This window comes from Paraburkholderia sp. BL21I4N1, assembly GCF_002973525.1.
GTDB lineage: Bacteria > Pseudomonadota > Gammaproteobacteria > Burkholderiales > Burkholderiaceae > Paraburkholderia.
The window spans coordinates 377586-389873 of record NZ_PVEN01000001.1 but is presented as its reverse complement, the minus strand read 5'-3'; the positions used below and the strand labels follow the sequence as shown (position 1 = coordinate 389873).

General features: G+C 64.3%; 9 protein-coding genes and 1 pseudogene. 5 read left to right on the top strand and 5 right to left on the bottom strand.

The window, feature by feature from the left end; all coding sequences use genetic code 11:
* Positions 1-19 precede the first annotated feature (19 nt).
* From B0G83_RS01755 to B0G83_RS01740, 4 genes are all read right to left on the bottom strand, one after another.
* Positions 20-1657 carry a methyl-accepting chemotaxis protein gene (locus B0G83_RS01755; protein ID WP_105505706.1) on the bottom strand — a complete coding sequence of 546 codons (1638 nt, stop codon included), beginning with the start codon at positions 1655-1657 and terminating at the stop codon, positions 20-22.
* Between the two features lie 171 nt (positions 1658-1828).
* Positions 1829-3340 carry a GGDEF domain-containing protein gene (locus B0G83_RS01750; protein WP_146120140.1) on the bottom strand — a complete coding sequence of 504 codons (1512 nt, stop codon included), beginning with the start codon at positions 3338-3340 and terminating at the stop codon, positions 1829-1831.
* A 197-nt stretch (positions 3341-3537) separates the two neighbouring features.
* On the bottom strand, positions 3538-5109 hold the full coding sequence (locus tag B0G83_RS01745) for an amidase (protein ID WP_105505704.1): 1572 nt from the start codon (positions 5107-5109) through the stop codon (positions 3538-3540).
* Between the two features lie 161 nt (positions 5110-5270).
* Positions 5271-6194 (bottom strand): LysR family transcriptional regulator, encoded by a 924-nt coding sequence (locus tag B0G83_RS01740; protein WP_105505703.1) that lies wholly within the window; start codon positions 6192-6194, stop codon positions 5271-5273.
* 116 nt (positions 6195-6310) lie between these two features.
* Between B0G83_RS01740 and B0G83_RS01735 the strand changes: the two genes are divergently transcribed.
* The 5 genes and pseudogenes from B0G83_RS01735 (at position 6311) to B0G83_RS01715 (ending at position 10707) form a co-directional block, all read left to right on the top strand.
* On the top strand, positions 6311-7189 hold the full coding sequence (locus B0G83_RS01735; RefSeq protein WP_105505702.1) for an SDR family oxidoreductase: 879 nt from the start codon (positions 6311-6313) through the stop codon (positions 7187-7189).
* Positions 7190-7397: 208 nt separating this feature from the next.
* Positions 7398-7685, top strand: a pseudogene (locus tag B0G83_RS01730) (GNAT family N-acetyltransferase); the annotation flags it as partial.
* Positions 7686-7963: 278 nt separating this feature from the next.
* Positions 7964-9472 carry an MFS transporter gene (locus B0G83_RS01725; RefSeq protein WP_105505701.1) on the top strand — a complete coding sequence of 503 codons (1509 nt, stop codon included), beginning with the start codon at positions 7964-7966 and terminating at the stop codon, positions 9470-9472.
* Positions 9473-9609: 137 nt separating this feature from the next.
* A complete protein-coding gene (locus B0G83_RS01720; protein ID WP_105505700.1) occupies positions 9610-10065 on the top strand; it encodes a DUF2501 domain-containing protein in 456 nt (151 codons plus the stop codon).
* Positions 10066-10251: 186 nt separating this feature from the next.
* Positions 10252-10707 carry a hypothetical protein gene (locus B0G83_RS01715; protein ID WP_105505699.1) on the top strand — a complete coding sequence of 152 codons (456 nt, stop codon included), beginning with the start codon at positions 10252-10254 and terminating at the stop codon, positions 10705-10707.
* A gap of 137 nt (positions 10708-10844) precedes the next feature.
* On the opposite strand, the gene gudD is transcribed toward B0G83_RS01715, so the two are convergent.
* Entirely contained in the window at positions 10845-12194 is a 1350-nt protein-coding gene (gene gudD, locus B0G83_RS01710; protein WP_105505698.1) for a glucarate dehydratase, read from the bottom strand.
* Positions 12195-12288: the final 94 nt, after the last annotated feature.

Genomic DNA, 12288 nt, shown 5'->3' with positions numbered 1-12288 from the left:
CCAGCGCTTTAATGCCGATTCATAGCGCGGTAGCGAGACCCCGCGCATCGCGGCGCGCGGCTCGTGGATTCAGGGGCGGCGATGCGGACGCATTCGTCGAACCGTCCCGCAACTGAAACGTGGAGATCGACACCTGCAGCAGTTTCGCCTGCTCGGTGAGCGTCTGCGCAACGGCCGCCGCCTGCTCGACCAGCGCCGCATTTTGCTGCGTCACGCTATCCATCTGCGTGACGGCGTCGCCGACCTGATCGATGCCCGCGCTCTGTTCGGCGGCCGCGGCGGCGATATCGCGCATGACGCCTGACACTTTCGCGATCGCCTCGCGCGCGTCGTGGATCGTCGCGCCGGTTTTACCGACGAGCGCCGCCCCGTTCTCGACCTTTTCCGCCGCACGGCTGATTAACGTGCGGATCTCTTTCGCGGCCGAGGCACTGCGCTGCGCCAGGGTTCGCACTTCGCCGGCCACCACCGCGAAACCGCGCCCTTCGTCGCCGGCCCGAGCGGCTTCGACCGCCGCGTTAAGCGCGAGAATATTCGTCTGAAATGCAATGCCTTCGATCACGGCGATGATTTCCACCATGCGCTGCGACTCCGCCGACATTTCCTGCATGGTCGACACCGCCTCGGCCGCCATCTCGCCGCCGCGATTGACGATCTGCTCCGCACTCGACGTGAGCCGGCTGGCGGTCTGCGCGTTCTCCGCCGTCTGCCTGACCATCGCCGTCATCTGTTCCATGCTCGCGGCGGTTTCCTGCAGCGAGGCCGCCTGACTCTCCGTGCGTGCCGACAGGTCCGCGTTGCCGCCCGCGATCTCGCGCGCGCCGATCGCTACTTTGTCGGCCGCGCCCTTGATCTGTTCGATCGTATGTGCGAGCGCGTCGCGCATACGCTGCATGGTGAGCAGCAGACTCGACTCGTCGCCGTGACGGGTCTGGATCGGCACGACGAGATCGCCGTTGCTGATCGCACCGGCCACTTCCGCCACGTAGACCGGATCGCCGCCAATGGCGCGCTGAATGCTGCGATTGGTGAGACTCGCCAGCGCGGACAGTAACAGCGCAACGGCCGCGAACACGCCGCCGACAAAGTACAGCGACTCCCTGAACGCGGCGTCGATATCGTCCACGTACGCACCGGTCGCGATGATCCAGTCCCACGGCGCGTAACGCACCACGTAGCCGATCTTGCCGACCGCGGCGGACGGCGGATCTTGCGGATGCGGGAACACGTAATCCACGAAGCCGCCTTGCGGCGACTGCGCGACCGTGGCGAACGTCACGTAGTGATGGCGGCCGTCGGCATCGGCGGTGGCGGCGAGATCTTTGCCGTTCAGCGCGGGCTTCATCGCATGCATGACCATGCGCGGCGTCGAATCGATCACGAGGAAGTAGCCGTCTTCGCCGTAGCGAACGCCCCGCAGGCGCTCGAGCGCCTGTTTGCGCGCGTCGGCCTCGCTGAGCGCGCCGCTTTGCGCCAGCGCCGCATATTCATTGACGATGCTGAGGCCTACGTGCGCCACGTTCACCAGATCGTGTTTGCGTTCCTCGATGCGCGTCTGCCGCGATAGCCACGCCGCCGACACGGACACGGCAAGGAGTGCGACCAGGCTGACGACGAGCGGCAGCCAGAGTTTCTGCGTGAAACTGAATCGATGCATGCCCACGCCTCAGATCGGTGTCGACGGATTGAACGAAGTCTTGTTCGAGTTATCGTTATTTTTAGGGCTGCGCTGAATGCGGCCACTCAATCCGTTTATCGGCAACTGTGACGGCGATATGACTAGAGACAAACCCTCTGTCAACATGCATCGACATCGCGACCGTGCGGGCTAGGTCGACCCGCTCCCCTGATAATCGCGCGGCACGAAGGCTTCGATGCGATTTCGTCCGGCGTCTTTCGCGCGATAGAGCGCCTGGTCCGCCGCTTCGACAATCTGATGCGCCGAGCCCACACCCGCCGATTCCGACACCGCCACGCCGATGCTGACCGTCGCGAAATCGCCCAGCGGTGTCTCGTTGCGGATCCGCAGCGCGTGGATGGCGCTCAGCATTTTCGCGGCCACGCGTCGCGCGCCGTCTTCGTCGGTGGCCGGCAGGATCGCGGCGAACTCTTCGCCGCCATAACGCGCCAGCAGATCGCCGCCGCGCGGCAGCGCCCCCTGCAACGCGGCCGCCACCGCCACGAGGCATTTGTCGCCGGCCGGATGACCGTAGCGGTCGTTGAGCTTCTTGAAGTGATCGATATCGATCAGCAGCACGCCGAGCGGACGCTGTGTACGCGCCGCACGATTCCATTCGAGCGTCAGCGTCTGATCGAAACAACGGCGGTTGGCCGTGTTGGTCAACGCATCCGTCAGTGCGATTTTTTCAAGGCGGTCGCGCGCGTCGCGCAATTCCTGCTGGGTTCGAACCAGCCGGCTCTGCAAGGTCGTGGTACGGATCGTGTACACCACCAATGCGGTAAAAATGCCCACCGTGCCGACGTAAAAGTGTTCACGCATCAGAACGATGCTCAACGCAAGCAGCGCCAACGTATAGAAGATCGGACTGACGTTTTCGATAATGACCGCGAGCGGCCTCTTCCATTCGGCCGTGTCGGTGTCGGCGGCGTTCCGCGGACGCGTCAGACACGTTGCGCTCAACAGCAGGAACGGAATGTCGACGATCACGTCCATTGTTGCGTGGCCGTCGGAAACCGAGGCCCAGTGGTTGTACAACCCTGCGACGATTGCATAGACCCATAAATAACCGCACAGAATTTCGTAGAACCGGCGGCCCGCGTTGCGCGGTTGAACCAGCAGGCGCAACGTCGCCGCGACGGCCAGCAGGCCGTTCTCGACGTTGTAAGTCAGCACCAGCACCGACGCCGAGATCGGCGCGAGGGCGTGACCTGAAAACGGCACGACGGAGAAAATCGTGATGTACGCAAGGTAAGCGGTCACGACCGCCTGAATGCCGTCCATCCACACGAAAAACGGAATCCGCTGGTGGTTCGACACCGACGCGATCGCAAGGAGGATCGGCACGGCGTACAGAAAATAGCTGAAGTCGGAGAACCACGCGATGCTCTCCGGAATCTGCTGGAAGATATCTTCCCAGGCGCTGAGCGCGATGCCGAGAATCCACAGAAACAGGCCGGCGCCGAGCAGAACCCACGGCATGCGCAACGCGCGGACCTCGGCGCGGGCGCGCCAGAAGCAGGCTCCCAATGCGAGCGAAGGCGCGACGATCAGAAAAGGATAGCTAACCAGGGCGGAGCGCGACGGCAACATCAGCAGGCACAGTGCGTGTGCGCCGATGAAGCACAAAGCAAACGGTGCGAAACGTATCGACGTTGGCAAGTAGCGCAAAACGTGACCCCCTAAACCGAGGATGCGCGATGAAACCCATCGTGCCCCTATGGCGATTCAGCTTCTCTAGTGTCTTTCGGCCCTGTGATTCATCTTAACTGATGCGATGCGGGCCGAACACCTGGGCGCGATCGAAGGCATGCCCGGCATCGCGCTGACCCCAACTCCGTTCAAGCGGCCGTTCGAGACTAGATCGGCAACGGCATCGGCGTGGCCGTGTGCGCCGGGTAGTCCGGCGGTTTGCGCCACTGGGTGGCCTGTTCGTAGGCATAGCCGAGCGCCAGCAAACGCGCCTCGCTCCACGCGGGTCCGACGAACGACAATCCGACCGGCAAACCGCGCACCTGGCCGGCCGGCACCGTGAGGTGCGGATAACCCGCCACGGCGGCCGGCGTCGAAAATCCGCCGCCGTCGCTGTCGCCGTTGATGAAATCGGTCAGCCACGCCGTGCCGCCGGTCGGCGCGACGATCGCATCCAGCCCGTGCCGACGCAGTACACGATCGAGCCCTTCGTCGCGCGATTGCCTGGCACAGGTGGCCAGCGCGGCGCGATACGCGTCGCTATCCAGATCGCCGAGCGCCTGCGCCTGGTCGAACAATTCCTGGCCGAAGTAAGCCATCTCGTCACGACCATGCGCGTTGTCGAAAGCAATCAGATCGGCCAGCGTATGAATCGGCGCGTGCGGCGCGAACGTGTCGAGCCACAGCGGCAGATCGTGTTTGAATTCGTGCAGCAGAACAGCCAGTTCCTCCTTGCCGTAATCGACCTTCGGCAGATCGATCGGGTCGACGATTTCCGCGCCGAGGCGCTTCAACTGCGCGATGGCCAACTCGATCCGCTGGTCGACTTCGTCATGTCCCGTGAAGAACTCCCGCGCCACGCCGAGGCGTGCGCCTTTGAGCGCGTCTTTGTGCAGGGCTCGCAGATAATCGTCCGGGGCCGGGGCCGGCAGCGTTCGCGGATCGCGCGGATCGCCGCCGCCTGCGATTGCCGAAAGCAGCAGCGCCGCGTCGCGAACCGTCGCCGTGATCGGACCGGGTGTGTCCTGACTGTGTGAGATCGGGATGATGCCGTCACGGCTCACGCGACCCACCGTCGGCTTGAGGCCCACCACGCCGCACATCGACGCGGGCGACACGATCGAGCCGTCGGTCTCCGTGCCGATCGCCAGGGTCGTCATGCCCGCCGCGACTGCCGCCGCCGACCCGGAACTCGAACCGCTGGTGGTGCGATCCAATCCGTAGGGATTGCGCGTCAGACCGCCGCGTCCGCTCCAGCCGCTGGTCGAACGGGTGGAGCGAATGTTCGCCCACTCGCTCAGATTCGTTTTACCGACAATCACCGCGCCCGCCTCGCGCAAGCGGCGCACAAGCTCGGCGTCGCGCGTCGCGCGAATGCCGTCGAGTGCGAGTGAGCCTGCGGTGGTCGACATGCGGTCGCCGGTCGCGATGTTGTCCTTGATGACGATCGGCATGCCATGCAGCGGACCGCGCGGCTTGCCCGCGCGGCGTTCGCGATCCAGCGCAGCGGCGATCCGCAGCGCGTCGGGATTCAGTTCGATGATGCTGCGCAGGCGCGGACCACGGCGGTCGAGCGCGTCGATGCGGCTGAGCGCGAGGCGCGTGGCCTGAGTGGCGTTGGCCGCGAGGTCGCCCGATACCGGCGCGAGTGGACTCATGTCTGCCGCATGCGTAGCGTGGGTCGAGAACAGCCCGGAGGCGAGGAAACCGAATGACTTGATGAATCCGCGTCGTTGCATGGAGAGATTGGAATTGGCGTTTGTTGTACGTTCCAGGGCGAATCACACCTGGGTAAGGTGGCTCGAAGCGCGGCTCGAAGCGTGGTTCGAAGCGCGGCTCGAAACTCGCGAGCGTATCCGGCCAAAATTCATTGCAAGTTCAACGTTGAAAGCGGGTCGCGTCAGCCGGATTTTTGCTCCCGGCCCGGCAAGTCTTGCAGCAGGTTCATGAACGCTCGCACCTTGGCGCTCAACAGACGCCGCGAATGATAGAGCGCCCAGACCTCGACGGGCGGGCCGTCATCGATTCCCCAGCAGACGAGCCGTCCTGACAGCACGTCGGGCTCCACCAGCAGACGCGGCAGAAGCGCCGTGCCCACGCCGCTCAGCACCGCGTCGCGCACCATCAATAACGACGACAGCCGCAGCACCGGCGTAGGCGCAAACGTTCGCACCTCGCCGCCATCCACCCGCACGCGCCAGCGCACAACCCGCGCCGCCGCGGCAAACATCACGGCGGGCACCGGTAACGCGTCGGCGTCGCTCGCGGAGGCGGATGCCGATGCCGATGCCGATGCCGATGCCGACGGAATCGACACCGTCGGCGCCGCGACCATCCACAGTTGATCGCCGAGAATGCGGCGCCCCACCAGTTGCTCGTCGCTCGGCGGATTAATGCGGATCACGAGGTCATAGCCGTCTTCCACCGGATCGACGACGCGGTCTTCCGCCACCACTTCAAGCTCGACCTGCGGATAGGCCAGCGCGAATCGCGTTGCGATCGGGCCGAGCACCACATGCGCGAACACTATCGGCGCACTGATACGCAAGCGCCCACGCGGCACCGGCGCGCGCGACGCAACGTTTTCACCCGCCTCCTGAATCTCCGTCATCAGCCCGCGCGTGCGCTCGTGCAACACCAGGCCTTCCTCGGTGAGCCGCAACCTGCGCGAGCCGCGTTCGATCAGGCGCACGCCGAGCTGTTCCTCCAGTTCCGCCACGCGCCGCGACAGCGTGGCCTTGGGGCGGTCGAGCGCCCGGCTGGCCGGTCCAAACCCACCGTGCAGCGCCACCGCGTTGAAATCGGCCAGCGAGGTCAAGTCCATGATCGTTCCAAATATGAGACGAGGTGTCTGTATTCTTGCACTTTCGGCGATCAGATGGAACGACTATTGTTCGTCTCACGGGCTGACGGCAGCCCATCCAACCCAAGGAGTACATCATGGCAATCCTCGTAACCGGTAGCACAGGCGTGATCGGCAAGCAGGTTCTCGCCCATCTGAACGGCAGCGGCATCGACATCCGCGCGCTGACCCGATCGCCGGAAAAAGCACAATTCCCCGCAGGCGTCAGTGCGATACAAGGCGACCTGTCCGACGTGGACGGCTTGCGCCGCGCGATGCAAGGCGTCAGCACGCTGTTCCTGCTGGCGCCGAATGCGCCGGACGAATTGACGCAAGCGCTGCAAGCGCTCAGCGTGGCGCGCGAAGCCGGCGTGAAGGGCGTGGTGTATCTGTCGGTGTTCAAGGGGGCGGAATATGTGGATGTGCCGCACTTCACCGGCAAGCACACGGTCGAGCGCATGATCGAACACCTCGATATACCGGCGACGGTGCTGCGTCCCGCCTACTTCATCCAGAACGACGTGCGTCAGAAAGAGCCGTTGCTCACGCACGGCGTGTACGGCATGCCGATCGGCGCGAAGGGGATTTCGATGGTCGACGTGCGCGACATCGGCGAAGCGGCTGCGTTGGAACTGTTGCGTCGTGAGCGGGCGGCGAACCGTCTGCCGCGCGAGACGTATGAACTCGTCGGCCCCGATGTGATCGACGCGGAAACCGTGACGTCGATCTGGGCCGATGCGTTGGGGCGTAGCGTGCGTTACGGCGGCGACGATCTCGATGTGCTCGAACAACGCATGAAGGCAGCCACACCGGCATGGCTTGCTTACGACATGCGCCTGATGATGAGCCGCTATCAGCAGGACGGCGCGGCCGCCTCGAAGACGGAGGTCGAACGGCTTGCGGCATTGCTGGGGCGTCAGCCGAGGTCGTATCGGGACTTTGCGGTCGAGACGGCGGCTGCATGGGCGAAGGGTTAAAGCGTCATGCAGCGGTTGGTGGTTGATACCTGATGCTTGCGTCGAGCGATCCGTTGAAGGCATAGGGTCGCTCGACGTTTTAAGTCTGGCTTCGGCTACCATCAGGGCTCGCCGCAAAGGCTCCTCCTCTTTATTCCCTATGCCATTTACCGAGCGCATTACGCTAATCACACCGCGTCTCATGCTGCGAGCACCGCGTCTCGACGACGCCGAAGCGCAATGCCGCCGCGCGGAGATCGGCTTCAGTCTCAAGCGCCGGCATTGGGGAAGCGGCTTCATGAGCGAGGCCGCAACAGCGGTGATCGAGCATGCGTTCGGCGCGCTGAATTTGCGGCGGCTCGAAGCGGATATCGATCCCCGCAATACCGCCTCGGCGCGTTTGCTCGAACGGCTCGGCTTTGTCCACGAAGGTCTGTTGCGCGAACGCTGGATCGTGGGCGATGAAGTGTCGGACAGCGCGCTTTATGGATTGCTGGAGGGCGATCGCCGCACCTGAACCGGACTATCGCTTGGGGGTTGCCGACCGCCATGCCGCGGCGCGCCGTATCGTCAGATGCGGCTTTTTTTGCCCCCGCCGTCGGCGGCGAATAGTTTCAGGTAAGGGATAACCCGTATAATCGTCATTCCAGAGGTCAGACATCTAGAGGACGTACGTCCTCCACCCTCTGCCGTGACGTGCGTTCCGCCGCGCCGCGTCGACCTGACAAGCTCCTTTCGCCCCCACCCGTGAATCCGACCGCCGCCGCCCTGCCCTTCCGAAACGCCTTATTCGCGATGCTCGGCATCGGCCTCGTCAACATGCTGGTCGCGCTCGACCAGACCGTCGTCAGCACCGCGCTACCGTCCATCGTCGCTGAACTGCATGGCTTCGAGTACTACGCGTGGATCGCGAGCGCTTATCTGCTGGCGTCGGTGGTCACGGTGCCGGTGTTCGGGCGGCTCGGCGACTACTTCGGCCGCAAGCGCTTCGTGATCGCCGCGGTCATCACCTTCACGGTGGCGTCCGTGCTGTGCGGCGTCGCGAACGACATGCTGTTTCTCGTGATCGCGCGCGGTCTGCAAGGCATTGGCGGCGGGATGATGGTCGGCACGGCCTTCGCGTCGATTCCCGATCTGTTCCCCGATCCGCGCGCAAGGGTTCGCTGGCAAGTCGTGATGGCGGCCGCGTACGGCATCGGCACCGCGGCGGGGCCGTCGCTCGGCGGCTGGATGAGCGAACACTGGGGCTGGCGCTCCACCTTCCTGATCAACCTGCCGGTGGGCGCGGCGGCGCTTTACTTCATCTGGGCGCATCTGCCCAGTTTTAAGCGCCCGCACGAAGGCGAAGTGAAGATCGACTGGCTCGGCGCGGCGCTGGTCGCCGCGGTGCTCGGCGGTCTGCAGGCCTTGATCGAAGCGGTGCCGAAACACGGCCTCACCGCCGGCAATCTGGTGCTGGCCGTCTGCGTGATCGTGGGCGCGATCGCCTTGCTGGTGTGCGAAAAACGCGCCACGCATCCGATCATTCCGCTCGATCTGTTCAAGGACCCGCAACTCGTCACGCTGTTCACACTCGGCATGCTGTCGGGCTTCGTGATGTTCTCGCTGATCTTCTTCGCGCCGTTGCTGCTGCAAGGCGGCTTCGGTTTGTCGCCGCAACAGGCCGGGCTGCTCGCCACGCCGATCGCCGCGTGTATCGCCCTCGGCAGCGTGCTGAACACGCGGATTGTGATTCACATGAAAAAGCCCACGCGAATTCTGTCGATCGGCTTTGCGCTGCTGCTGTTTGCGTCGATCGGGCTGGCGTTCGCCAATCCGGATACGCCGACCCTCTGGATCGAATTGCCGATGGCGGCGGTCGGTATCGGCCTCGGCTTCATCCTCAACAATCTGAACGTGTTCGGCCAGGAGATTGCCGGACGCGAACGCTTCGGCATTACGACCGCATTGCTGCAATCCACCCGCATGGTGGGCGGCATGCTCGGCACGAGTATCGTCGCGACCGTCGTGCAGCACCATTACCGCGACGTCGTCACGCGCACGCTCAGCGTGCTCGGCGAGCCGGCCGCGTCGCAATGGCAGCCGCGTTTCGTCGATCTGCGCATTCTGATCGACGACGCTTCGCGCCTGAAACTGATCGCGGATATGAAGCCCTCGGGGCTCAATACGCTCGCGCTGATCGACACCGCGCGCGATGCGCTCGTGCAGTCGATTCATATCGGCGTCTGGCTCACGGCCGTCGCGGCGCTGGCGGCCGCCTTGCTGGTGCAACGCATTTCGCACGTGGTATTCCGCAAGAGCTGATCCGCAGCCGGCACGAAGCGCGGCACGATTGCTGCTGGCGCGCCCGGTGCGTATTGCGTGCCGCCAAGGTTTAACAGTCGGGCCCCCGAAACGCACCTATAGTAGAAGCTCTTTCAAATCCTCGGAAGGAGCCCACGATGAAAGCACGCACGTATCGGGCCGCACGCGCAGGGATTCTGTTCGCCGCGCTGCTGCCACTTTCGGCGGCCAACGCGCAACTCGGCAACTTACTCCAGCAGGGCAACTCGGGCGGATCGTCCGGCGGCGGACTCGGCAGCCTCGGCGGACTGGGCGGCGCGCTGTCGGGACAATCCGTGACCTCCGGCAGCACCGGCAACGTCGCCGGCGTGCTGCAGTTCTGTATCAAGAACAACTATCTCAGCGGCGACGGCGCGTCGTCGGTGAAAGACTCGCTGATGAGCAAACTACCGGGCGGCTCGTCCACCTCGGACAGCGGCTATACCCAGGGCGCCAAAGGCATCCTCAGCAGCGGCAGCGGCCAGCAGGTGGATCTGAGCGGCGGCGGCCTGAAGGAACAGGTCACCAAACAGGTTTGCGACAAGATTCTCGCCCAGGGGAAATCCCTGCTTTGAGCCGGTCGCACCACAGCGTCCCGGGCTCGCGTTGCCCGCCTGGCGGCCGTTACAGGCGCCGGGCATAGCCTCGCAACTCAATTGTCAAATACCCTCAAGCGGTCGAATGGCGGTCAACGTAATCGGTACGGCTAACGTTTCTGGAGAACGCACGTAACCTTCGTGCTTATCCTGGGGAGCTACGAAATGAATAAGCCGTTCCTGATTCTCGCGCTGAGCGCCGCCTTCGCATCCTCTGCCGCGTTCGCGCAAGCCAGCGCGCCGATGGCGGCATCCGCCATGTCGTCGGGCGCCGTGAGCGCCACCTGTAAAGACGGAACCTCGTACTCCGGCGCCACGATGAAGGGCGCCTGCCGTGGTCACGGCGGCGTCGACAAGAAAGCGGCTTCCAAGATGAGCGCGCCGGCAGCGGCCACCTCCGCTTCGTCGACCGCGGCAGCACCGAAGCCGATGGCCGCGATGTCGTCCAGCGCACCGGCAGCAGGCGGCGGCCCCGGCAAGGTGTGGGTCAATACCAGCACCAAGGTGTATCACTGCTCCGGCGACAAGTACTACGGTAAGACGAAGCAAGGCTCTTACATGTCCGAAGCCGACGCCAAGGCGCAGGGCTATCACGCGGATCACGGCAAGGCTTGCCAGTAATCGCCGCCAGTTAGCAACGCGAGCACCACGAAAAAAACGCCGCCGGTTTTTGAACCGGCGGCGTTTTTCGTTGCATCGTCATTGAATCCGCCGACGCACGCAAAAGCCGCCCCGACGACGACGGCGGCCTTTCTCGATCAGCGCACGAGGCACGGGCGCTTGTTGTCGAACTTCCAGTTCGGAATCAGATACTGCATCGCGACGCCGTCGTCGCGCGCGCCGAGACCATGCTGCTGATACAGCGCGTGCGCCTTCTCGAGTTCATCCATATCCAGCTCGACGCCGAGACCCGGCGTCTGCGGCACCTTCACCTTACCGCCGACGATCTGCAGCGGGTCGCGCGTCAGACGCTGACCGTCCTGCCAGATCCAGTGCGTGTCGATCGCGGTGATCTTGCCGGGCGCCGCGGCCGCCACCTGCGTGAACATAGCCAGCGAAATATCGAAGTGATTGTTCGAATGCGAGCCCCACGTGAGGCCCCATTCGTTGCACATCTGCGCGACGCGCACCGAACCCTGCATGGTCCAGAAGTGCGGATCGGCCAGCGGAATATCCACGGACTGCAATTGAATCGCGTGGCCCATTTGACGCCAGTCGGTGGCGATCATGTTGGTCGCCGTCGGCAAGCCGGTCGCGCGACGAAACTCGGCCATCACCTCGCGGCCCGAATAACCGTTTTCCGCGCCGCACGGATCTTCCGCGTAAGCCAGCACGTCGTGCTGATCGCGGCACAGGCGCACCGCCTCCGCCAGCGACCACGCGCCGTTCGGATCGAGCGTCACGCGCGCGTTCGGAAAGCGTTCGGCAAGCGCCGTGACCGCTTCGATTTCGGCGTCGCCGGGCAGCACGCCGCCTTTCAGCTTGAAGTCGTTGAAACCGTAACGCGCCTGCGCGGCTTCGGCGAGCCGCACCACGGCTTCGGGTGTCATTGCCTGTTCGGTGCGCACGCGCTCCCAGTCGTCGTGTCCGTCGGCGCCGCTTGCATACGGCAGATCGGTCTTATTGCGGTCGCCGATATAGAACAGATAGCCGAGCATTTCCACTTCGTCGCGTTGCTGGCCTTCGCCGAGCAGCGCCGCGACCGGCACGCCGAGATGCTGGCCGAGCAGATCGAGCAACGCGGCTTCGAGCGCGGTGACCGCGTGAATGGTGGTACGCAGATCGAAGGTCTGCAGGCCGCGGCCGCCCGCGTCGCGATCGGCGAATTGCGTGCGCGCTTTATTCAGGATCGCTTGCAAATTTCCGATCGACTGACCGACGACGAACGGCCGCGCGTCGTCGATGGTCTTGCGGATGCTCTCGCCGCCCGGCACTTCGCCGACGCCCATATGCCCCGCGCTATCGCGCAGAATCACGATGTTGCGCGTAAAGAACGGGCCATGCGCGCCGCTCAAATTCATCAGCATGCTGTCGCGTCCGGCGACGGGCACGACGCGCAGTTCGGTGACGGTCGGCGTCGCGTTCGATTGAGTGGGTTGCGTGGACATGATGTTGAGCCTGCGTAAGTGAGTGAGTTAGTGAGCCGGCAAGTGAACAGCGTGGCGCTCCGTAGCGCTCGCGTTCGACACAGCCGGCGGACGA